Source organism: Microvirga terrestris (assembly GCF_015694425.1).
Taxonomy (GTDB): Bacteria; Pseudomonadota; Alphaproteobacteria; order Rhizobiales; family Beijerinckiaceae; genus Microvirga; species Microvirga terrestris.
The window spans coordinates 207435-227628 of sequence record NZ_JADQDN010000003.1 but is presented as its reverse complement, the minus strand read 5'-3'; the positions used below and the strand labels follow the sequence as shown (position 1 = coordinate 227628).

21 protein-coding genes are annotated in these 20194 nt (G+C 64.3%); 9 read left to right on the top strand and 12 right to left on the bottom strand.

The window, feature by feature from the left end:
• Positions 1–17: 17 nt before the first annotated feature.
• Together phbB and I2H36_RS08095 are read right to left on the bottom strand one after the other, a co-directional pair.
• Complete coding sequence (gene phbB, locus I2H36_RS08100; protein ID WP_196263385.1) at positions 18–743, bottom strand: acetoacetyl-CoA reductase; 726 nt, start codon at positions 741–743, stop codon at positions 18–20.
• A gap of 158 nt (positions 744–901) precedes the next feature.
• The gene (locus I2H36_RS08095) at positions 902–2080 is read right to left on the bottom strand and encodes an acetyl-CoA C-acetyltransferase (protein ID WP_196263384.1); all 1179 of its coding nucleotides are present in this window, start codon (positions 2078–2080) and stop codon (positions 902–904) included.
• A gap of 223 nt (positions 2081–2303) precedes the next feature.
• Between I2H36_RS08095 and phaR the strand changes: the two genes are divergently transcribed.
• A complete protein-coding gene (phaR, locus tag I2H36_RS08090) occupies positions 2304–2879 on the top strand; it encodes a polyhydroxyalkanoate synthesis repressor PhaR (RefSeq protein WP_196263383.1) in 576 nt (191 codons plus the stop codon).
• Positions 2880–2953: 74 nt separating this feature from the next.
• Here the strand turns inward: phaR and I2H36_RS08085 are convergent, their stop codons facing one another.
• The 3 genes from I2H36_RS08085 to mtgA all read right to left on the bottom strand — a co-directional run bounded on the left by I2H36_RS08085 (position 2954) and on the right by mtgA (position 5934).
• Positions 2954–4588 carry an EAL domain-containing protein gene (locus I2H36_RS08085; RefSeq protein WP_196263382.1) on the bottom strand — a complete coding sequence of 545 codons (1635 nt, stop codon included), beginning with the start codon at positions 4586–4588 and terminating at the stop codon, positions 2954–2956.
• Positions 4589–4797: 209 nt separating this feature from the next.
• Positions 4798–4983, bottom strand: coding sequence for a 50S ribosomal protein L32 (gene rpmF / locus I2H36_RS08080; protein WP_036358586.1), 186 nt, complete (start codon positions 4981–4983; stop codon positions 4798–4800).
• Between the two features lie 159 nt (positions 4984–5142).
• A complete protein-coding gene (gene mtgA, locus I2H36_RS08075) occupies positions 5143–5934 on the bottom strand; it encodes a monofunctional biosynthetic peptidoglycan transglycosylase (RefSeq protein ID WP_425523288.1) in 792 nt (263 codons plus the stop codon).
• On the opposite strand from mtgA, the gene I2H36_RS08070 reads away from it, so the two are divergent.
• Positions 5933–6859, top strand: coding sequence for a polyprenyl synthetase family protein (locus I2H36_RS08070; RefSeq protein ID WP_196263381.1), 927 nt, complete (start codon positions 5933–5935; stop codon positions 6857–6859). The genes mtgA and I2H36_RS08070 overlap by 2 nt on opposite strands.
• Here the strand turns inward: I2H36_RS08070 and I2H36_RS08065 are convergent.
• From I2H36_RS08065 to I2H36_RS08040, 6 genes are all read right to left on the bottom strand, one after another.
• Positions 6856–7446 (bottom strand): GNAT family N-acetyltransferase, encoded by a 591-nt coding sequence (locus tag I2H36_RS08065; RefSeq protein ID WP_196263380.1) that lies wholly within the window; start codon positions 7444–7446, stop codon positions 6856–6858. The genes I2H36_RS08070 and I2H36_RS08065 overlap by 4 nt on opposite strands.
• A 106-nt stretch (positions 7447–7552) precedes the next feature.
• Positions 7553–9499: a potassium transporter Kup gene (locus I2H36_RS08060; protein ID WP_196263379.1), complete on the bottom strand. Its 1947-nt coding sequence runs from the start codon at positions 9497–9499 to the stop codon at positions 7553–7555.
• A gap of 184 nt (positions 9500–9683) precedes the next feature.
• On the bottom strand, positions 9684–10970 hold the full coding sequence (gene ispG / locus I2H36_RS08055; protein WP_196263378.1) for a flavodoxin-dependent (E)-4-hydroxy-3-methylbut-2-enyl-diphosphate synthase: 1287 nt from the start codon (positions 10968–10970) through the stop codon (positions 9684–9686).
• Between the two features lie 166 nt (positions 10971–11136).
• On the bottom strand, positions 11137–11640 hold the full coding sequence (locus I2H36_RS08050) for a Fur family transcriptional regulator (protein ID WP_246718703.1): 504 nt from the start codon (positions 11638–11640) through the stop codon (positions 11137–11139).
• Positions 11641–11802: 162 nt separating this feature from the next.
• Positions 11803–12453: a class I SAM-dependent methyltransferase gene (locus I2H36_RS08045; RefSeq protein ID WP_196263377.1), complete on the bottom strand. Its 651-nt coding sequence runs from the start codon at positions 12451–12453 to the stop codon at positions 11803–11805.
• Complete coding sequence (locus I2H36_RS08040) at positions 12450–13601, bottom strand: glycosyltransferase family 4 protein (protein WP_196263376.1); 1152 nt, start codon at positions 13599–13601, stop codon at positions 12450–12452. The genes I2H36_RS08045 and I2H36_RS08040 overlap by 4 nt, the downstream gene beginning before the upstream one ends.
• 110 nt (positions 13602–13711) lie before the next feature.
• On the opposite strand from I2H36_RS08040, the gene I2H36_RS08035 reads away from it, so the two are divergent.
• The 7 genes from I2H36_RS08035 to I2H36_RS20315 all read left to right on the top strand — a co-directional run bounded on the left by I2H36_RS08035 (position 13712) and on the right by I2H36_RS20315 (position 19312).
• Complete coding sequence (locus I2H36_RS08035) at positions 13712–14041, top strand: SemiSWEET family sugar transporter (RefSeq protein ID WP_196263375.1); 330 nt, start codon at positions 13712–13714, stop codon at positions 14039–14041.
• 27 nt (positions 14042–14068) lie between these two features.
• Positions 14069–15238 (top strand): DNA topoisomerase IB, encoded by a 1170-nt coding sequence (locus tag I2H36_RS08030; protein ID WP_196263374.1) that lies wholly within the window; start codon positions 14069–14071, stop codon positions 15236–15238.
• 85 nt (positions 15239–15323) lie between these two features.
• Positions 15324–15656, top strand: a complete 333-nt coding sequence (locus I2H36_RS08025) for a hypothetical protein (RefSeq protein ID WP_196263373.1) — start codon at positions 15324–15326, stop codon at positions 15654–15656.
• Between the two features lie 84 nt (positions 15657–15740).
• Positions 15741–16619: an MBL fold metallo-hydrolase gene (locus I2H36_RS08020; RefSeq protein ID WP_196263372.1), complete on the top strand. Its 879-nt coding sequence runs from the start codon at positions 15741–15743 to the stop codon at positions 16617–16619.
• Positions 16620–16692: 73 nt separating this feature from the next.
• Positions 16693–18129 (top strand): cytochrome ubiquinol oxidase subunit I, encoded by a 1437-nt coding sequence (locus tag I2H36_RS08015; RefSeq protein WP_196263371.1) that lies wholly within the window; start codon positions 16693–16695, stop codon positions 18127–18129.
• A gap of 11 nt (positions 18130–18140) precedes the next feature.
• Positions 18141–19190 carry a cytochrome d ubiquinol oxidase subunit II gene (gene cydB / locus I2H36_RS08010; protein WP_196263370.1) on the top strand — a complete coding sequence of 350 codons (1050 nt, stop codon included), beginning with the start codon at positions 18141–18143 and terminating at the stop codon, positions 19188–19190.
• Positions 19190–19312 carry a hypothetical protein gene (locus tag I2H36_RS20315; protein ID WP_281432979.1) on the top strand — a complete coding sequence of 41 codons (123 nt, stop codon included), beginning with the start codon at positions 19190–19192 and terminating at the stop codon, positions 19310–19312. The genes cydB and I2H36_RS20315 overlap by 1 nt, the downstream gene beginning before the upstream one ends.
• Positions 19313–19315: 3 nt before the next feature.
• On the opposite strand, the gene I2H36_RS08005 is transcribed toward I2H36_RS20315, so the two are convergent.
• Positions 19316–20176, bottom strand: a complete 861-nt coding sequence (locus tag I2H36_RS08005) for a hypothetical protein (RefSeq protein WP_196263369.1) — start codon at positions 20174–20176, stop codon at positions 19316–19318.
• Positions 20177–20194: the final 18 nt, after the last annotated feature.

Sequence of the window (20194 nt, the reverse complement as noted above, 5' to 3'; positions counted from 1 at the left end):
ACTTAGAGTCAGCGCCGTCAGGCCATATACTGACCGCCGTTCACCGACAGGGTCGAGCCGGTGAGGAAGCCGGCCTCGTCAGCGGCCAGGAAGAGCACGGTGCGGGCGATCTCCTCCGCCTCGCCGAGGCGGCCCACCGGAATGAGCGGCAGGATCTTCGATTTCAGCACCTCTTCCGGCACCGCTTTCACCATCTCGGTCGCGATGTAGCCCGGAGCTATCACGTTGACGGTGACGCCCTTGTTGGCGTTCTCCTGCGCCAGCGCCTTGGCGAAGCCGATCACGCCGGCCTTGGCGGCCGAATAGTTCGCCTGTCCCATCTGGCCCTTCTGGCCGTTGATGGACGAAATGATGATGATGCGGCCGAAATTGCGCGAGCGCATGCCGTCGATGACGGGGCGCGTGCAGGTGAACATGGAATCGAGATTGGTGCGGATGACAGCCGACCATTGATCGAAAGTCATCTTGTGGAACATGCCGTCGCGGGTGATGCCCGCATTGTTCACCAGAATGCCGACGGGGCCTAGCTCAGCTTCGACTGCCTTGATGCCGGCCTCGCAGGCAGCGGCATCCGATACGTCGAACTTGAAGACCGGAATACCGGTCTCGCCCTTGAACTGGTTTGCGGCTTCGTCGTTGCCGCCGTAGTTCGCGGCAACCTTGTAGCCTGCCTGTTTCAGGGCTGTCGAAATCGCGGCACCGATGCCGCGAGTGCCGCCGGTGACCAATGCAACGCGCGCCATGCTGTTTCCTTCCCAAGAGCGTTCCGCGGATCTCTTACGGATCCATTCGTTATGCGGCGGCCTGAATCAGGCCGCCGCATAACATAGCTTAGGATATGTGGCAGAACGTGGAAGGGAAAAGCTCCGTAATCTCCCCTAAATGCGCCTTTAGAAAAACTTTAGCGCTCCAGGCACATGGCAACGCCCATGCCGCCACCGATGCACAGGGTGGCGAGACCCTTCTTGGCGTTGCGGCGGCCCATCTCGTGCAGCAGGGTCACGAGCACGCGGGCGCCCGACGCGCCGATCGGGTGGCCGATGGCGATGGCGCCGCCGTTCACGTTCACGATGGACGGATCCCAGCCCATATCCTTGTTGACCGCGAGCGCCTGCGCGGCGAAGGCCTCGTTGGCCTCGACAAGCTCGAGGTCCTGCACCTTCCAGCCGGCCTTTTCCAGGGCTTTACGCGACGACGGAATCGGGCCCGTGCCCATGATGGCCGGATCGACGCCGGCGGTGGCCCAGGAGGCGATGCGGGCGAGAGGGGTCAGGCCGCGCTTCTGGGCCTCGGCTTCCGTCATCAGCACCAGGGCGGCGGCGCCGTCATTGATGCCCGAGGCGTTGCCGGCCGTGACCGTGCCGTCCTTCGAGAAGGCAGGCCGCAGCTTGCCGAGAGCTTCCACGGTGGTGCCGGCGCGGATGTACTCGTCCTGGTCTACCACGATGTCGCCCTTGCGGGACGCGATGGTGACAGGGGTGATCTCGTCCTTGAAGCGGCCTTCCTTCTGGGCGGCTTCGGCCTTGTTCTGGGACGCGGTGGCGAACTGGTCCTGCTCCTCGCGGGTGAGCTGCCAGCGCTGGGCCACGTTCTCGGCGGTGTTGCCCATGTGATAGCCGTTGAAGGCATCCATCAGGCCGTCTTTCAGCATCGTGTCCACGAGCTTGAAGTCGCCCATCTTGGTGCCGGAGCGCATATGCGCCGCGTGCGGCGCCATCGACATGGATTCCTGACCGCCCGCCACGATGATGCTGGCATCCCCGTTGGCGATCTGCTGCATGCCGATGGCCACTGTGCGCAAGCCCGAGCCGCAGAGCTGGTTGAGGCCCCAGGCGGTCTTTTCCTGCGGCACGCCTGCGGCCATGGCGGCCTGACGGGCCGGGTTCTGGCCCTGAGCTGCAATGAGGATCTGGCCGAGGATCACCTCGTCCACTTCCGAGCCGTCGACCTTGGCGCGCTCGAGAGCGGCCTTGATCGCGATGGCGCCGAGATCATGGGCCGGGGTGTTGGCAAAGGCCCCGTTGAACGAGCCGACGGGGGTGCGTGCCGCTCCGACGATGACGATGCTGTCTCCGGCCATGCCTCTCTCCTATGCTGATCCGTGTGTGCTGGGATGTATGTAGTGCTTATTCGATGAAAGCCCCAGAGGGTGGGATGTCAAGGATAGGATTGTTCGACCCAGTCTCAAGAAGCCTTAGACTTTTGGCGCTTTGCACCTCTGTTATAAGGCCTATAATCAGGTCAGGCCGACATCCCGAAGGGTGCCGGGCCCGGTGAATTTCCCTGGAGCGTATCGGGACAACATGGCGACGGACAAACAACCGACGGTTATCAAGAAATATGCCAACCGCCGCCTCTATCACACGGGCACCTCGACCTACGTGACGCTGGAAGATCTGGCCGGCATGGTGCGCAAAGGCGAGGACTTCGTGGTCTATGACGCGAAGTCCGGCGAGGAGATCACCCGCTCGGTCCTGGCCCAGATCATCTTCGAGCAGGAGAACAAGGAAGGGCCGAACCTCCTGCCCGTCACGGTGCTGCGCCAGCTGATCCGCTTCTACGGCGACAGCATGCAGGCCCTGGTGCCGAGCTATCTCGAATTCTCCATGAACAACCTGTCCCAGGAGCAGCAGAAGCTGCGGGAACAGATGGCGCAGGCCTTCGGCCCTTCGGCCTTCCAGGCCATGGAGGAGCAGGTGCGCAAGAACATGGGCTTCTTCACCGAAGCCATGCGCATGTTCTCGCCCTTCCCGAACGGGAGCCCGGGCATGCCGGAGGCAAAGCCCGCTTCCAAGGGGGAGGGACCCGATGACCTCAATACCTTGAAGCGGCAGATGGCCGACATGCAGGCCAAGCTCGACAAGCTGGCGAGCAAGTAGCCCGAGACTTCCATCGAAGAAAACCGCATCGGATCCGATCTCAAAAGTGCCGATCCGCTTTTGGGTCCGATGCGCTAGCCTCGCGCTTTCTTCAGCATCCGCTGAAGCGGGGACGGCTGCACGATGGCTTCGGGCTCACCGAACAATCCGCCCTGCAGGTAATCCACGCCCCAGGAGGCAAGCAGCCGGGCGACGGCCTCGTCGTCGACCCACTCGGCCGCGGTGGCGATGCCCATATGCTGGGCCCGGTCGACGAGGGTGCGGACATGGAGCCGGTCGTCCGTGGAACGCCTCAGCGGCTGAATGAAGACCCCGTCGATCTTGAGAATGTCGATCGGCAGCACCCGCAGATGAGCCGTCGGCACATGGCCTGCCCCGTAGCCCGTGAGAGCGATGCCCACGCCGAGCGCCTTCATGGCATGAAGCCTGCCGAGGTTGCGCCGGCATTCAGTCAGAGCAATCTCAGGAATCTCAAGAACGAGCCGCGCCTCAATGCCGGGATGGGCGCCGAGATGCGCCGCTAGCATCGACAGCCATTCGGCATCCTGGAGAGTCCTGGATGAAACCGGCAGTGCCAGTCGCCGATCCGGAATTCGAGCCAAGTGATCGGCGGCCAATTCCAGCATGCGTCCGTCGACGAGCAGGGGAAGGTTCGCCTCCTGCAGACCGGGTGCAGGGCCCAGGGGCGTGACGCGGCCATCGGCTCCTGCCACAGAGGCACAGGCGTGAGCCAGCATCGGCGCGCGGGTCTGGGCATCCACCATGGGCTGGCAGGCCAGGGTCAGGCTGCGGTCGTTGAGCGCGGCAACCCAGTCGAACGGCGCCTGCTCGGCGACGCGTGTTGCCCTGGCAGGGCGGGACTTGTAGAGAGCCGACGCCTCACCCCGGTCCGTACCGGCAACGAGAGCCTGCTCGGCGAAGCGCAGCAGTTTTGTGGCTTTGAAGGTGTGATCCGGCGCACAGGCTGCGCTCAGGCGCAGTGAGGATCCGGCCGGGTGATTCTGCAGGAGCCCGTGCAGGCGGTGCATGGCGCCTGCGGTGTCAGCGGCCGGGCAGCAGGTGAGAGCCAGGGCGAACCGGTTCGGCCCGAGCGCCGCGAAAAGGTCGTGGCGGCGCATCATCGGACGAAGCCGGCGTGCAACCTCCGCCATCTCGTCCGTTTCGTCCCCGTCGAACGCGCCGACGATGAGCGTGCAGGTCTGGGAGACGCGGACGGCCTCGTTGATGGCGTCCTGAATGCCGCAAAGAAGCGCCGAGCGCTCCCTCAGCACCGCAGGCAGGAGGTCGCGAGCGCCAGAGGCGGAGTCGATGCGCAACTGGCCGCGTGCGAAAGCGGGGCGGCCCTGCACGTCCGGCTGCCAGCGGCCGGAATCTTCGATCATGACAACTCGGTCGGGCTCAAGCCGCAGAGCATAGCGCGTCTCGTAAGCGTAGTTTGAAGGCTCCATGGCCGCGATGGCATCAGGGCGCGCGAGGCCGCAGCTGGGCTCGACCAGTTGCGCAAAGGCTTGACCATTCTTGGGCAAGTCTCGTGATGGGAGCCGAAGGGCCTCAGCGGCGCCGGGTCCCCAGGTCAGAGCGTCGGTGATCATGTCCCAGGCATAGAGGATCCCAGCGACGGACACGGGGGAGGCTGCAGCCTGGCTCTTGCGCGGCAGCCGGGAGGCTCCCTTGAACAGCCCCATCGGGCCTTGCCGCTTCGTTGCCATCACGCTCACCCTCGGAAATACGCACGATTCCAGGATGGCGACGCAGGGGTCGCAGGTCGGGCCGGTCCTGGAGAACAAGGATGCAGGATCGGCCCTCAGGCTTAATGAAGGGTAAAAAGCTTTGGAAAATCAGCAGACTGGGGATTGTGGGCATAAAAAAACCGACGCTTGAAGCGCCGGTTTTTGATACTCGCATGACGTGTAGAAAATTACGCGTCAGCCTTCACCTTCAGGACCTGACGGCCACGGTACATGCCGGTCTTCAGGTCAACATGGTGAGGACGGCGCAGCTCGCCGGAATCCTTGTCCTCGATATAGGTCGGGGCCTTCAAGGCATCGGCGGAGCGACGCATGCCACGCCGCGAGGGCGACGTTTTTCTCTTAGGAACGGCCATTTCTCGTCTCCGGTAAAAAAGCGGAGCGCCCGCTCAACCGGGGAACGCTCACATCTCAAACTTGATGAGGTTGCGCCTCATACAAGGTCTTCTGGCAAATATCTAGCCCCCTGGCGCATTCGGCATGTTTTTCATTGCCGCAGGGTGCCTCAGGAGGCCTCAGGGCTTCAGGCAGTCGCTGAAGGGCGCGGCCCTCACCATCCGCACCTGCAACTGCCCGGCCAAGGCCTGATGTCCTGGCTTCGGGCGGGCCGGATTGCGCACGAGAGGATTGGGCAGTGACCGGGCCAGAAGAGCCGCCTCACGGGCGTTCAAGTTCCTAGCCGACTTGCGGAAGTATTTTTGCGCGGCGGCTTCGGCCCCGAACACCCCTTCGCCCCATTCGGCGACGTTGAGGTAGACCTCCATCATCCGGCGCTTGGACCAGATCAGGTCGAGATAGAGCGCCACCGGGATCTCGAGCCCTTTGCGGATGTAGGAGCGGCTCGGCCACAGGAAGAGGTTCTTGGCCACCTGCATGGGAATGGTCGAGGCGCCGCGGGCCGGTCCATCGTCGTCGGCCGCCTCCACCACGTCCCGGAGGGCGTCCCAATCCACGCCGTCATGCTCGCAGAAGCGGCTGTCCTCCGCGGTCAGAACGGCCAGCGGAAGGCTGGGCGCGATTTCGTCGAGGCCGACGAAGGTCCGTTCCACCGGTTGCAAGGTGAGCCAGCGGCCGAGCATCAGGGTCGAAACCGGCGGCACGGCCCAGTACAAAAGGCCTAGCCAAAAGACCGCGCCGACCCATAAGAGAACGAGACCGAGGCCGATCTGAACAAAGCGGCGGAGAAAGCGGGCAGCCGTCATCGGTTTCCCGGGCCGTCCCGACCGCAGCGTCCATTTCGGCTTCAATTGTTCACCCACGTTCCCCTCGGGCGGAGCGGCGGCTCCACCCGAATCCAGGCTCATCATGATGCCATCCACCCCTACTTTCACGACACGGCTTTCCGAGGCCGCGAGAGCCATTGAGGCCAGTCTCGAAGCCTTGCTATCAGACAAAGCCGCTTCCGGCGAGATTGCCCGGCCGCCCCGGCTCATGGCCGCCATGCGCCATGCTGCCCTCGGGGGCGGGAAACGCCTGCGGCCCTTCCTGACTGTCGAGGCGGCGCGCCTCTTCGGAGCAGAAGGGCAGGGGCCTCTGCGGGTCGGCTGCGCGGTCGAGCTTCTGCATTGCTATTCCCTGGTGCACGACGATCTGCCCTCCATGGACGACGACGACCTGCGCCGGGGCCGTCCCACGGTGCATAAGGCCTATGACGAGGCCACTGCCATTCTCGTGGGCGATGCCCTTCAGACCTTGGCCTTCGAGGTGCTGGCCGATCCCGCCACCGCGGTCGACCCGGCGATCCGCTCCGATCTCGTGCTCGGGCTCGCCCGGGCCTCCGGCCTCGGCGGCATGGTGGGCGGCCAGCTCCTCGACCTCTCGGCGGAGGGCCGCTACGGGCCGGCAAGCTTAAGCGAGGCGGATGTGCGCCTGCTCCAGATGATGAAGACCGGCGCCATCCTGACCTTCTCGGTAGAGGCTGGGGCGATCCTCGGCAAGGCGGATGGTCCGGCGCGCCAGAGTCTCGTCGAGTATGGCCGCGCGCTGGGTGCCGCCTTCCAGGTGGCCGACGACATCCTCGACCGGGAAGCCTCGGCGGAAGCGCTCGGCAAGCGCACCGGCAAGGACCAGGAGAAGGGCAAGGCGACTCTCGTCGACCTGCTCGGCATGGACGGTGCCCGCTACGAGTGCCGCCAACTCGTGGAGAAGGCGCATGCTTCTCTCGAGAGGTTCGGTTCGAAGGCGGGTACGCTCTGCGAGGCGGTGCGGTTCGTCGTCGAGCGGAAGGTCTAGGGACTGGCTCGCTCCGCAAGGGAGGCGGCCGCGTCAACACCTGCGTCCGTCGGCACCCAGAACTGGAGCTTCAAGTGACCCGGCCGGGCATTGTGCGGGACCGTGCCGGCCGCCTCGCCGCCATTGGCGAGGATCACCTTGCGCGAGGCTTCGTTGTCGTCATCGCAGGTGATCAGAACCCGCGAGAAACCCTCCTCCCGGCAGACGGGCAGGATCATGCGCAACGCCTGCGTGGCATAGCCGCGCCGCTGCTTCCACGGCACGATGGTGTAGCCGATATGCCCATAGGCGCTGGGTGGCAGTTCTTCCGTGCCGCGCTGGAAGCGAAAGCCGATGCGCCCGCAGAATTCGCCATCGCTGATCCAGAAATCGTGCGCGGGCAGGCGGGCGACCTCCCGCCCGTCGGCCAGTCGAATCATCGGGCTATTGTAGAGATCGTGCAGGAATCGCTTAGGGTTGCGGCGCAGCTGCCAGAGCTGCTCACGGCTGACATCCTGGTCGGTATTGGGTGACCATCCGCGGGCAAGGGCATCTTCGTAAGCGGGCAGCCAGGTGAGAGACGGGCGGAGGAAGGTGATGTCAGTCATGGCGGCTCGAAGGTGACATCGGGCCGCCACGAGAGCAACAGGCTCGCGCATCGTGCGGACATCCGGTTCCGGTCCATCCGATGCGCAAGTCTTGGACCATTGATGCCTACACCGTCACCTGCGTGCCGACCTCGACGACCCGTCCGGTGGGGATCTGGAAGAAGTCCGTCGCGTCGCTTGCCGATTTCGCGAGGCTGATGAACAGCTTGTCCTGCCAGAGCGGCATGCCCGACTGGCTCGCCGGCCGGATCGAGCGCCGCGACAGGAAGAACGATGTCGCCATGATGTCGAACTTGAAGCCTTGCTTGCGCAGGATCGCCAGCCCGCGCGGGATGTTGGGCGTCTCCATGTAGCCGTAGCTCAGGCGGATGCGCCAGAACGAATCGCCCACATGCTCGATGGAGACGCGGTCCTCGTCCTCCACGCGCGGGATGTCCGCGCTGTTGACCGTGAGGATCACGTTCTTCTCGTGCAGCACCTTGTTGTGCTTGAGGTTGTGCAGGAGGGCGGCGGGCGCCGTATCCGGATCGCTCGTCAGGAACACGGCCGTGCCCTTCACCCGGTGCGGCGGGCTCTTCTCCAGCATCTGCACCAGCTCGACGAACGGCACGTCGATCTTGCGGGTCTTCTCGAACAGGATCCGGGTTCCCTTCACCCAGGTCCACATGAGCAGGAAGAAGCTGCCGGCGATCAGAAGCGGCACGTAGCCGCCGTCCAGGAGCTTGACCAGGTTCGATGAGAGGAACGTGAGATCGATGAGCAGCAGGGGAATCATAATCAGGCCGGTCTTCACCGGGCCCCAGCCCCAGCTCCGGCTCATCACCACGCAGGCGAGCAGGGTCGTGACGACCATGGTCCCGAACACTGCGATGCCATAGGCGCTGGCTAGGCTGCTCGACGAGCCGAACAGGACCACGAGCCCCACGACGGCCCCGAGCAGGAGCCAGTTGACCCGCGGCAGATAGATTTGGCCCTGGTGGGTTTCTGACGTAAAGCGGACTTCGAGGCGCGGCAGCAGACCGAGCTGGATTGCCTGCCGGGTCAGGGAATAGGCACCGGTGATCACGGCCTGGCTCGCCACGATGGTCGCCAGGGTGGCCAGGATGACCAGCGGCAGGAGCAGCCATGGAGGCGCCAGTAGGAAGAACGGGTTTGCGATGGTCTCGGGGTTCGACAGGACAAGGGCGCCCTGGCCGAGATAGTTCAAGGCGAGGGCAGGAAAGACGACCGTTCCCCAGGCCATGCGGATCGGCCTGCGGCCGAAATGTCCCAGATCCGCATAGAGCGCCTCTGCGCCGGTCACCGCAAGACACACGCTTCCGAGAATGGCGAAGGCGGTTCCCGGATGCGTGACGAGAAAGGATACGCCGTAATATGGGTTGAATGCGAGAAAAACTTCCCAATCGTCAGCGATATGGAGAAGACCGAGGCCCGCCATGCTGATGAACCACAGCAGTGTCAGTGGACCAAAAAGGGCCGCGACTCTGCCCGTGCCGTGGCTCTGAGCCGCGAAAAGGGCGATCAGGATCGCCAGAGCGCCCGGTAGGACATACGCCTCGAAGGAGGGAGCGACCAGCTTCAGGCCCTCCAGGGCCGAGAGCACGGAGATGGCTGGCGTGATCGCTGCGTCGCCATAGAACAGGGCGGCGCCGGCCATGCCCATCATGAGCACGGGCAGGCTCCGGCGCCCAAGTGCGAGCTGCGTCAGGGCGACCAGGGTTAAGGAGCCGCCTTCGCCCTTGTTGTCGGCCCGTAGCAGCAGAATGACGTATTTGACGGTGACTGTGAGGATCAGGGCCCAGAGCAGCAGCGACAGGATGCTGATCACCAGCTCGCGGGTCAGATCCACCGGCACGCCGTGGTGCCCTCCAGTGGCGGCTGCCACGGTCTCGCGCATGGCATAGAGCGGGCTGGTGCCGATATCCCCATAGACCACGCCGATGGCGCCAAGGGTCAGGGTCCAGAAGCTCGCCTTGTGATGGCTCTCGGGAAGGGTAGCCTCAGGGACTGCGGAATCCGCATGTCCGGGAACGACGGCGTGCTGTTCTGCCATGGGTGCTTTTCTTTGCGGATGTGCCCGCGGACGGCCCTTGTTCAAGTCACTCTGCAATCGACGAAGGGCGGCCCCTTCTCAAAAAGCGCAGCGGCCGTCATTGCCAGCGCGGCGGGCTTCTAGCACATCGCGCTTGAGCTTAAAACGGAATTTCTCTCAAGGTTCCATGGTCCAGCTTGCCGCCTCATTCGGCGGCATCGCGACCGGGCTGCCCATAATTCCTGTCGATGTAGTCGATGACGATCTTCTGGAAGTCCTGGGCGAGGGTCGGCCCGCGCAGGGTCATGGCCTTCTTGCCGTCGATGAAGACCGGGGCTGCCGGCTGCTCGCCGGTGCCGGGAAGCGAGATGCCGATATTGGCGTGCTTCGACTCGCCCGGCCCGTTCACGATGCAGCCCATCACGGCCACGTTCAGGTTCTCGACGCCCGGATGGGTGCGGCGCCATTCCGGCATGGATGTGGAGATCCAGGTCTGGATGTCGCGTGCCAGCTCCTGGAAAACCGACGAGGTGGTGCGTCCGCAGCCGGGGCAGGCGGCTACCAGGGGTACGAAGGTGCGGAAGCCCATGGTCTGGAGCAGCTCCTGGGCCGTCTTGACCTCGAGCGTCCGGTCACCGCCTGGCTCCGGCGTCAGGGAGAAGCGGATCGTGTCGCCGATACCCTGCTGGAGCAGGATGCCGATGGCGGCCGACGAGGCCACGATGCCCTTCGAGCCCATGCCGGCCTCGGTCAGCCCGAGATGGATGGCGTAGTCGGAGCGGCGGGCCAGGTCCTGGTAGACGGCGATCAGATCCTGCACAGCGGAGACCTTGGCCGACAGGATGATCCGGTCGCGTCCGAGACCGATCTCCTCAGCGCGGCCGGCCGAGAGCAGGGCGGACTGGATCATGGCCTCGCGGGTCACCCAGCGCATGTCGCGCGGGCGGGCCGAGGCCGCGTTCTCGTTCATCAGGTGGGTGAGCAGCTCCTGATCGAGGGAGCCCCAGTTGGCCCCGATGCGCACGGCCTTGTCGTGCTTGATCGCCTGCTCGACGATGGCACCGAACTGCCGGTCCTTCTTTTCCTTGAAGCCCACATTGCCGGGGTTGATCCGGTACTTGGCCAGCGCCTCGGCACAGGCCGGGTGATCGGCCAGCAGCTGATGGCCGATATAGTGGAAGTCGCCCACGAGGGGCACGTCCACGCCGAGCCGGTCGAGCCGCTCGCGGATCTTCGGCACGGCGGCCGCGGCCTCGTCGCGATCGACAGTGATGCGCACGATTTCCGAGCCCGCCCGGGCGAGCGCCGCCACCTGGGCGACGGTGGCGTCCACATCCGCCGTGTCCGTGTTGGTCATCGACTGGACCACGATCGGAGCGCCGCCGCCGACCATGACGGAGCCGACCCGCACGCCCACCGTGCGGTGGCGCGGGGCGGGACCTGCCGGACTTTCAGAGGCGGGATCGGTCTCAGGAGACGAGATGAAGGACATGCTGCAACCCACGACGGCAGCTCCGGGCTGCCGCCGTTTAGCTGATGCCAAAAGCCCCCTGCGTCAAGCGCGGCTTAGAGCATCAGCCCCAAAAGTGGATTTGCACTTTTGGGACTCAGCAGATGCTCCTTAAAGAGACTGCGCTGGCGGAGCGAAGGCTCACGGATCAGTGAACATCCTGGCAATGGGGGCAGCGGCCGGTAATCTCCAGGGCGCGGCTCAGGGGCTGGTAGCCCTGCGCCGTCAGCACCCTGCGGACGGTCTCCGCCACGTCCGGGCAGGCGATCTCGGTGGCTTCGCCGCAGGCCTCGCAGATCAGGAACGCCGGGGTTGCATGGCCGCCCGTGCTGGCGATGTACGCATTGCGGCTGGCAAGGCGGTGGGCCAGACCCTGCTCGATTAGGAAGTCGAGAGCGCGGTAGACCGTGATGGGTGCCATTTTCCGTCCCTGGGAAACCAAGGCATCTGCCAGATCGTAGGCGCCGAGCGGCTTTGCGGCGCCGAGAAGCACCTCGAGCACGCGCCGGCGGATAGGCGTCAGCCGCACGCCCCTGGCCCGGCACTGAGCTTCGGTTTCCGCCAGGATCTTTCCGGTTCCGGAAGAGAGAGAGGTCTGGAAGCGAGCGGCTTCGCCAGGAAGGCGGTGCTGCAGGGAAGGGGCATGGACCATCAGGATCCCTCTTCGGGTTAGACTGAAAGCGATACGGTGCTACGCCTGCAAATCAAGCGCATCCACTTCGTTCATATAGGTTATAACACTACCTATTTCGAGGGGTAAACAGCAAACTCGATGGATAGGCCAATAAAATGCGAGCCCGTCCCCGAAGCCAGATCACGCCTGCCTGAAACGCCAAACGCTGGAGCGCTTGATGTCGGAATCCTCGAGCGTGCGGGTGACCGGCACCTCATAGGCGGCCAGGCTCTCGAGCCGGTCCTTCGGCAGATAGCTCCGTCCTGGATCGCCGATCAGCACCGTCGCTCCCCGGTTGCTCAGGGCCAGCAGCCACTCGATCACGCGGGCGGCGAGATCGTGCTCGTAACAGATGTCTCCGGCGAGCACCGTGTCCCAACCCCGGTCCTGCCCGACGATGTCAGCGGCAAGCGGAGTAACGGCAACGCCGTTGGCTTGCGCATTCACCCCGACGGCTGCAATGGCGAAAGGATCGATGTCGCAGGCGGTCACCTCGGCAGCCCCTGCCTTCATGGCCGCGATGGCGACAAGCCCCGACCCGGAGGCGAAGTCGAGCACGCAGCGGCCGCGCACCGTCTCGGGATGATCGAGGATGTAGCGCGCCAGCGCCTGTCCGCCGGCCCAGGCAAAGGCCCAGAAAGGCGGGGCCAAGCCGATCTCGCCGAGTTCCTCCTCGGTTCTCTGCCATAGCTCCGTGGCCTCGTCGGCTACGTGCAGGGCGATCTCCGGCGCATGGGGCACGGAGCGAAGCCGGGTCTCGGCGAGGATGAAGGCGACCGGATCGGCGATCATGAGGCCAGCATGGAGCGGTACAGCTCCTTGACGCTGTTCATCACGTCCCGTTCCGTGAAACCGTCGAGAACCCGGGCACGGGCGGCCTCGCCCATGCGGGCGATGCGATCCGGCTCCTGGGTCAGGGTCATCAGAGCCTCGGACAAGGAAGCGGCATCGCCGGGTGGAACGAGCAGCCCCTCAACACCGTCGCGCACGAGGGTCCGGCAGCCGGGCACATCCGTGGTGACGATGGCACGGCCGCAGGCGGCCGCTTCCAGCAGCGTGCGCGGCAGGCCTTCGCCACCGCGGGAGGGCAGGCAGGCCACATGGTGCTCGCGCCAGACGCCCGCGATGTCCCGCGTCGCGCCGTGCCAAGCGATGCCGGGCTCCGCGCTCCAGGCCTTCAGGGTCGCTTCGGGAATCGCTTTCGGGTTCGACGGATCGGGGGCACCGTAGAGAGAGAGCTCGATGGGTGCGCCTTTCGCCCTGGCCATGCGGACCGCCTCCACGGCCACGTCGATGCCCTTGGACCAGAGCATGCGGGCGACCACGCCGACCTTGATGGGAGGCTGGACCGGCAGGGGCTCGGGCTTGAGGACTTCAGGATCGACGCCGGCGCCGCCGAGGATGGTGACATGGGAGTCCGCCGGGTTAAGGCCGAGGAGCTTCGGATCGTCCGTGTTCTCGAAGACGTAGCGGGTTCGGCCAGTCTGGAGGCCGCGCATCAGCAGGCGGATCGCCCGTTGCGATAAGCGCCCTACCAAATCGGTCCGGGCGCCGATGAACCCAAGGCCCGTGAGCGCATAGACCCGTCGTCCGACGCCGGCCAGGGTGGCGGCGAAGCCGCCGAGCAGGATGCCCTTGAGAGCGATGCAGTGAACGAGATCTGCCTTCTCCGCCTTGAGAATGGCTGCCAGCTGGCCGGAGGCATCGCCCATGGTGATAGGGTTAAGGCTGCGCCGCTCGATGTCGAGCGGTACGATCTTCGCGCCCAAGGCCTCAATAGCCTCTCGGTGCGCCCGCACCCGCGTGACCACCGTCACCGCAAGCCCCAGCTCGCGGGCGGCCCTCACCATCGGCAGGAAATGGGAGGCGAAGAACCAGTCCTCGGTCACGACGAAGACGAGCTTCCGGTCTTGAGTTTCAGGAAGGGGAATAGAGGACAAAGGACAATCCGAGTGAAGCAAGGCGCCCTTGTAACCTCCCTGTGCGGGGAAAGGGAACTCCCCCTCGGCGGCGGCCGTTGCCGTCGACTTGTGCAACGGGAGGAACCCTCATGGCGGACTGGCTGCCGACCGTGCTGGCGACAATCGCCGGCATTCTCTCCACGTCAAGCTTCGTGCCCCAGGTGCTGAAGGCTTGGCGCGAGCGGGATACGGCGGCCATCTCGAAGCGCATGTACCTCGTCACCGTGACGGCCTTCGTGCTCTGGTCGGCTTATGGGTTCCTGATTAGGGCCTGGCCGCTCATCGTCTTCAACCTGCTGAGCCTTGGCTTGAGCGGCACCATCCTGTTCCTGAAAATCCGCAACGATCGCCAAGGGAACCTTGCCTCAGCCGCCGCATCGATCTCGCGCAGGGAACCCGAGGCAGTCCGGCCTGGTTGACGTTCCGCTCTTCAGACAAGGCGCCCCATGCTGCTGGAACCCAACGCCACCTCCGAGAACATCGTCGACCCAAGGGATGCCGCTGAAACGGCAGGCCTTCGTTATGTCTCGGACGAGGAGCCCGGCATCCGGCGCAAAAAATCCGGCAAGGGCTTCACCTATCAAAAGCCCGACGGCTCGAAGGTCGCGGACAAGGCGACGCTCGACCGCATCAAGTCGCTCGCCATTCCACCGGCCTACACGGATGTGTGGATCTGCGCGAAGGCCAATGGCCATATCCAGGCGACAGGTCGCGATGCCAAGGGGCGCAAGCAGTACCGTTACCACCCGGCTTTCCGCGAGGTCCGCGAGAGCACGAAATACGAGCATATGCTCGAGTTCGCCCGGGGTCTACCGGCAATCCGCAAGACCATCGACGAGCATATGAGACTGCGCGGGCTTCCGCGTGAGAAGGTGCTGGCCACCGTAGTGCATCTGCTCGAGAACACCCTCATTCGTGTCGGCAACGCCGATTACGTGAAGCAGAACAAGAGCTATGGCCTCACGACCCTGCGCGACCCGCATGTGAAGGTCGAGGGCGGCGAGCTGCGCTTCCAGTTCAAGGGCAAGAGCGGCAAGACCTGGAGGCTGCAGGTGAAGGATCGGCGCATTGCCAGGATCGTGAAAGCCTGCCAGGACCTGCCGGGTCAGGATCTGTTCCAGTATCTTGACGGGAACGGAGAGCAGCAATCGGTCACTTCCGCCGACGTGAACGCCTATCTCAAGGAGATGACGGGCCGCGACATCACGGCCAAGGATTTCCGCACCTGGGCCGGAACGGTGCTGGCCGCGCTCGCCCTCAAGGAATTCGAAGAGTTTGACAGCGAGGCCAAGGCCAAGAAGAACATCCGGGCGGCGATCGAGAAGGTCTCAGGGCGGCTCGGCAATACTCCAAGCATCTGCCGCAAATGCTATGTTCACCCAGAGGTCTTCTCCTCCTACCTCGATGGCGAGCTTCTTCTGGATATCAAGGAAGAGATCGAAACGGAGCTGCGCGAGGATCTGCCGTCCCTCAAGCCCGAGGAGGCTGCCGTTCTCACCCTGCTGCAGGAACGCCTGTCCCGCGAGGTGAAGAAGCAGGAAGAGGCGAAGCCGGCCAAGCGTCGCTCCCCATCACGCAAGGCGCAGGCCAAGGGTCAGGCTGAGATGCGGGCTTGAGACAGCAGCAGACAGCCTGAAGCTTGACCCGATCCGCCGCTCATGGTCCATCGCATTTGTTCGATTGGCGTGAAAAGGTTTCGCGATGAGGGTGCTGGCGGCTGTTGTGTTGGCGTGCTCGATAGCAGGTGGGCTGTCATCCGCTCTGGCTCAGAGTACGCCGCCAAAGTCTTGGCCTGAGGTGAAATGCGAGCGCTATGAAAAGGCCTGGATAGAGGCGCTCGCGCGGCGGGGCAGGCAGGGCCTGAGCCCGGAGTTCATCGAACGCCACGAGGCCTTCCTCGCGTCCGGCTGCACCACACAAGCCGATGTCTGCCCCAGGTCCGCGGAGGAGCTCGGCTTGGCCAACATCATGGTGGTTGCGGCCATGAATGCCGGCACGGCAAGCACCTTCCCGCCCTTCGCCTGCCGCGAGTGATCGGCCGCTCGGGATCATAGCTGATCGAACATTTTCCTCGAGCCTTGCGTTAGGCTCTCGCTCCATTCGTTCGGCGAGGTTCCCATGCGCATCCATCACCTCAATTGCGGCTGCATGTGCCCGGTAGGCGGCCGGCTCTGGGATGGGGTGAGCCGCGGGCTGACCGGCCATCTGGTCTGCCACTGCCAGCTGATCGAAACCGACCGCTACGGGCTCGTGCTTGTCGATACGGGCATCGGCGCCCGCGACGTGGAGGATCCTTACGAGCGCCTGAGCCCCCTCTTCGTGCATGTCAACCGCATCCAGCTGGAGCAGCGCTACACTGCTGTCGAGCAGGTGAAAAGCCTCGGCTTCTCCCCGCGGGACGTGCGTCACATCGTGCTGACGCATCTCGACTTCGACCATGCGGGCGGTCTTGAGGATTTTCCGGACGCAACGGTTCACGTCCTGCGCGCAGAGCTGGAGGAGGCCGAGGTTCGGCAGGGCTTCATCCATCGCCGCCGCTACCGCCCCAAGCAATGGGAGGGCGTTCGCGACTGGCGCTTCTACGACCCGACCGGCGAGCGCTGGTTTGGCTTCGGCTCCGTGCGCGACCTCGACGGCCTGCCGCCCGAGATCCTGATGATACCCCTGCCGGGCCATACGATGGGGCATGCGGGCATCGCCATCGACACGCCGGAAGGCTGGCTGCTCAACGCGGGTGACGCTTATTTCCACCGGCACGAGATGGACGAGGATCCGTCCTGCACGCCTGGGCTCGCAGCCTACCAGAAGCTGATGGAGGAAAACCGCCCGCTGCGCCTTCACAACCAGGAGCGCCTGCGGGATCTGGCGAACAGCTCGCGCAGCAACGTCAAAATCTTCTGCAGCCACGACCCCGTCGAGTTGGAGGCGCTGCAACGCCTGAGCACCGGTTGGCGCCCGCTTCACTCGGAGGCTATGTCAGGAATGCAGGCCTACTAGCCCTCCGACCCCTGGTCCCGGCCTGCCGCTGCCCTAAAAGCAGGCAGGTACGTTGATAAGGGGGAAGGCGGATATGGAATTCGATGCCCTGCTGCTCTCGCGCATCCAGTTCGCGTTCACGATTGCCTTCCATATCATCTTTCCGGCTTTCACCATCGGCCTCGCCAGCTGGCTCGCGGCGTTGGAATTCAACTGGCTGCGCACGGGCAACCCGCTCTACCGCAATCTCTTCCGCTTCTGGGTAAAGGTCTTCGCCGTCTCCTTCGGCCTCGGCGTCGTGTCGGGCATCGTCATGAGCTATCAGTTCGGCACGAACTGGTCGCGCTTCTCCGAGTTCACCGGCAATGTCCTCGGTCCTGTGATCGCCTATGAGGTCATCACAGCATTCTTTCTGGAAGCCGCCTTTCTCGGCATCATGCTCTTCGGCTGGGAGCGCGTCGGCGACCGCCTGCATTTCTTCGCCACCTGCATGGTGGCCCTGGGCACGCTCATTTCCGCGTTCTGGATTCTCTCCGCCAACTCCTGGATGCAGACGCCGGACGGCTTTGCCATCGAGAACGGCAAGGCGGTTCCGGTCGACTGGTTCAAGGTCGTGTTCAATCCATCCTTCCCCTTGCGCTATGCGCATATGGTGATGGGCTGCTACCTGACGACAGCCTTCGCGGTTGCCGGCATGTCGGCCTGGATGCTGCTGCGCCATCCGCACGATGCTCCGGAAGCGAAGCTCGCCGCCTCGCGGCGCTCGCTGTCCATGGCTTTGTGGTTCGCCACCATCTTCGTGCCGGTCCAGATCGTCATCGGGGATCTTCACGGCCTCGGCGTGCTGAAATATCAGCCGACGAAACTTGCCGCCATCGAGGGCAACTGGGATCGCATGGCCAACATGCCTCTGCGCCTCTTCGCAATTCCCGATGAGGTGGCGGAAACGAACCGTTACGAGATCGGCATTCCGAAGATCGGCAGCTGGGTTCTGACCCATGCATTCGACGGTGTCGTGCCTGGACTGAAGGAGGTGCCGCCTGACGAGCGCCCGCCGGTCTGGCCCGTCTTCTTCTCCTTCCGCATCATGGTCGCCATCGGCTTCGCCATGCTGGGCATCGGCCTTTGGAGCCTTTACCTGCGCTGGAAGGGCACGCTGTTCACCAACAGAACATTTCTCACCGCAGCCATGATCATGACGCCATCGGGGTTCGGTGCCGTGCTCTTCGGCTGGTTCACCGCCGAAATCGGGCGCCAGCCCTGGGTGGTTTACGGGCATTTGCGCACGGCGGATGCGGTCTCACCCATCACGGCTGGTGCGGTCACCGCATCGCTCCTGACGTTCATCGTTGTCTATGCCTTCGTGTTCGGCTTCGGCTCCTATTATCTCGCCAAGCTCCTGCGGCGTGGCCCCGATCCGATCGAGGACATTCGCGGCGATGATCTCGGCAAGAAGCCGAAGCGCCCGTTCTCTGTGCCGGACGAAGGTATCGAGGGACGGCCCGGCCATAAAGCCCTGCCAGCGCGATAGGAGACGGCACCATGTTCGGCTTTGGGACGGAATATGAGGGACTGGCCTTCTGGCTGCCGCTGATCTGGTCGGGCCTCATCGCGGTCGCGGTGGCCATGTACGTGATCGTCGACGGGTTCGATCTTGGTGTCGGCATTCTCTTCAAGGCCGCGCACAACGAGAACTGGCGCGACCGTATGATGTTTTCCGTCGCGCCCATCTGGGACGGCAACGAGACCTGGCTCATCCTCGGCGGCGGCGGCCTTTTTGCCGTGTTCCATGTGGCCTATGCGGTTCTGATGCCGGCGCTCTACGTGCCGATCATCCTTATGCTGATCGCGCTCATCTTCCGCGGGGTGGCGTTCGAGTTCCGCTTCAAGGCAGAGCGCTCGAAATTCCTGTGGGACAACGCCTTCTTCTTCGGCTCCCTGCTGGCAACCTTCTTCCAGGGCGTGGTGCTGGGGTCCTTCGTGCAGGGCTTCGCCAATGACGGTCGCCAGTTCACCGGCGGCACCTTTGACTTTCTCACGCCCTTCAGCGTGCTCACCGGCATCAGCCTGATCTTCGGCTATGCGCTTCTGGGCGCGACGTGGTGCGTGATGAAGACTACGGGCGAACTGGAGATCTGGGCGCGGCGCATGGCGGTGCGCTTCCTGCTCCTCACCATCGTGGCCATGGCGGCCGTGTCCCTGTGGGTGCCGTTTCTCGGCCGCCAAATCGAGACGCGCTGGTTCACCTGGCCCAACATCGCCTTCCTGGCGCCCATTCCCTTGGTCACCGCCTATGTGGCCTACAGGCTCTTTCGCGATCTGGAGGAGGGACGCCACCTGCGTCCGTTTTTTCTGACGATCGGCCTGTTCCTGCTCGGCTATCTGGGCTTGGGCGTCAGCCTCTTTCCCTACAACGTGCCGCCGAACCTCACGATCTGGGATACGTCCAACACAGTCAGTTCGCAGCTCTTCGCCTTGGTTGGCTTCGCCATCGTGTTGCCGATCACCTTCGCCTACACGGCCTACGCCTACTGGGTCTTCCGCGGCAAGGTCGCTGAGGAGATCTCGGGCGGCGGCTACGGCTATCACTGATGCAGGACGAAGCGCGTCATCCGCGCGCAAAGCGCCTGCTCTGGTTCGTGTTTCTCTATGGAGCGAGCCTCGCGGTGTTCGCGGGGCTCGTCTATGGCCTGAGGGCGATCATCCCCCATTGAGCCTTAGCGATACGTGCCGATGAAGCCTTTGTCGGTGAGCACGACCCAGCGGGCGCCACGGCGCTCGATGGCCTCGACCTTGCCGACGCCGGGAAGGATGCCGCCCGGCATGACTTCGTACAGGCGGCGATTGCGGCTCTCGACAAGCGCCGCGCCGTTATAGACCTCGCGCAGCACCCAGCCGTCCACCGGTTCGCTCTTGGCCGGCTTCGGCGCGGGTGCCTCTTCACGGGCTGCGGCCTCGGTGACTGGCGGAGCCGCCGGTGCAGGAAGGGCAGCGGGTGTTGCAGGCTTGGTGTTCAGAGCTGCCAGAGTAGTCATGATCTGGCTTTCCATCTTGTCCAGCCGTCCCTCGAGCGATGAGAGCTTCTTGGCAGGCTCCTGGAGGCTGATCGCGAGCCGTTCGACCTTGTCGGTGAGCTTTGCCTGTTCCGAATTTGCTGCGGTGGACGCGGTGTGCTCGATCTCCTTGAAAGCCGTGGTCGTATTCTTGAGGGACTCAAGATCGCGGCTCAGGCGCGCAAGAATCTCCTGGCTGCGGGCGGTCTCTGTTTCCAGCTTCTCGATCGCGTCGCGGTTGGCGAGCGTTCCCACATAGGAGGCAGACCAGCCGGCGCCGACCAGTAGGAGGGCGATGGCCGCTTGGGCGGCGAACCGGGACGGAGCGACCCGACGACTGGCAGCATCTGGGGCCTTTGCCTCGGAGGCCGGGTGAACAGGCTTGGCGCTTTCACGGGCGCTCTTGATGGCCTCAGCCAGGGCGGCGCTAGCCGGAGAGACAATCTTCTGAGCGGCACCGTCGGACGACGCGCGGATCTCTGCCTTGGCTTGGCTGCGATCCTGAAGACGTTTGTTGCTGTCCATATTGCGACCTCATTTGCA

What these genes read in the sequence shown, in the direction of transcription:
- phbB (WP_196263385.1), bottom strand. Translation starts at nt 743, where the DNA reads ATGGCGCGCGTTGCATTGGTCACCGGCGGCACTCGCGGCATCGGTGCC.
- I2H36_RS08095 (WP_196263384.1), bottom strand. Translation starts at nt 2,080, where the DNA reads ATGGCCGGAGACAGCATCGTCATCGTCGGAGCGGCACGCACCCCCGTC.
- phaR (WP_196263383.1), top strand. Translation starts at nt 2,304, where the DNA reads ATGGCGACGGACAAACAACCGACGGTTATCAAGAAATATGCCAACCGC.
- I2H36_RS08085 (WP_196263382.1), bottom strand. Translation starts at nt 4,588, where the DNA reads ATGGCAACGAAGCGGCAAGGCCCGATGGGGCTGTTCAAGGGAGCCTCC.
- rpmF (WP_036358586.1), bottom strand. Translation starts at nt 4,983, where the DNA reads ATGGCCGTTCCTAAGAGAAAAACGTCGCCCTCGCGGCGTGGCATGCGT.
- I2H36_RS08070 (WP_196263381.1), top strand. Translation starts at nt 5,933, where the DNA reads ATGATGCCATCCACCCCTACTTTCACGACACGGCTTTCCGAGGCCGCG.
- mtgA (WP_425523288.1), bottom strand. Translation starts at nt 5,934, where the DNA reads ATGATGAGCCTGGATTCGGGTGGAGCCGCCGCTCCGCCCGAGGGGAAC.
- I2H36_RS08065 (WP_196263380.1), bottom strand. Translation starts at nt 7,446, where the DNA reads ATGACTGACATCACCTTCCTCCGCCCGTCTCTCACCTGGCTGCCCGCT.
- I2H36_RS08060 (WP_196263379.1), bottom strand. Translation starts at nt 9,499, where the DNA reads ATGGCAGAACAGCACGCCGTCGTTCCCGGACATGCGGATTCCGCAGTC.
- ispG (WP_196263378.1), bottom strand. Translation starts at nt 10,970, where the DNA reads ATGTCCTTCATCTCGTCTCCTGAGACCGATCCCGCCTCTGAAAGTCCG.
- I2H36_RS08050 (WP_246718703.1), bottom strand. Translation starts at nt 11,640, where the DNA reads ATGGTCCATGCCCCTTCCCTGCAGCACCGCCTTCCTGGCGAAGCCGCT.
- I2H36_RS08045 (WP_196263377.1), bottom strand. Translation starts at nt 12,453, where the DNA reads ATGATCGCCGATCCGGTCGCCTTCATCCTCGCCGAGACCCGGCTTCGC.
- I2H36_RS08035 (WP_196263375.1), top strand. Translation starts at nt 13,712, where the DNA reads ATGGCGGACTGGCTGCCGACCGTGCTGGCGACAATCGCCGGCATTCTC.
- I2H36_RS08030 (WP_196263374.1), top strand. Translation starts at nt 14,069, where the DNA reads ATGCTGCTGGAACCCAACGCCACCTCCGAGAACATCGTCGACCCAAGG.
- I2H36_RS08025 (WP_196263373.1), top strand. Translation starts at nt 15,324, where the DNA reads ATGAGGGTGCTGGCGGCTGTTGTGTTGGCGTGCTCGATAGCAGGTGGG.
- I2H36_RS08020 (WP_196263372.1), top strand. Translation starts at nt 15,741, where the DNA reads ATGCGCATCCATCACCTCAATTGCGGCTGCATGTGCCCGGTAGGCGGC.
- I2H36_RS08015 (WP_196263371.1), top strand. Translation starts at nt 16,693, where the DNA reads ATGGAATTCGATGCCCTGCTGCTCTCGCGCATCCAGTTCGCGTTCACG.
- cydB (WP_196263370.1), top strand. Translation starts at nt 18,141, where the DNA reads ATGTTCGGCTTTGGGACGGAATATGAGGGACTGGCCTTCTGGCTGCCG.
- I2H36_RS20315 (WP_281432979.1), top strand. Translation starts at nt 19,190, where the DNA reads ATGCAGGACGAAGCGCGTCATCCGCGCGCAAAGCGCCTGCTCTGGTTC.
- I2H36_RS08005 (WP_196263369.1), bottom strand. Translation starts at nt 20,176, where the DNA reads ATGGACAGCAACAAACGTCTTCAGGATCGCAGCCAAGCCAAGGCAGAG.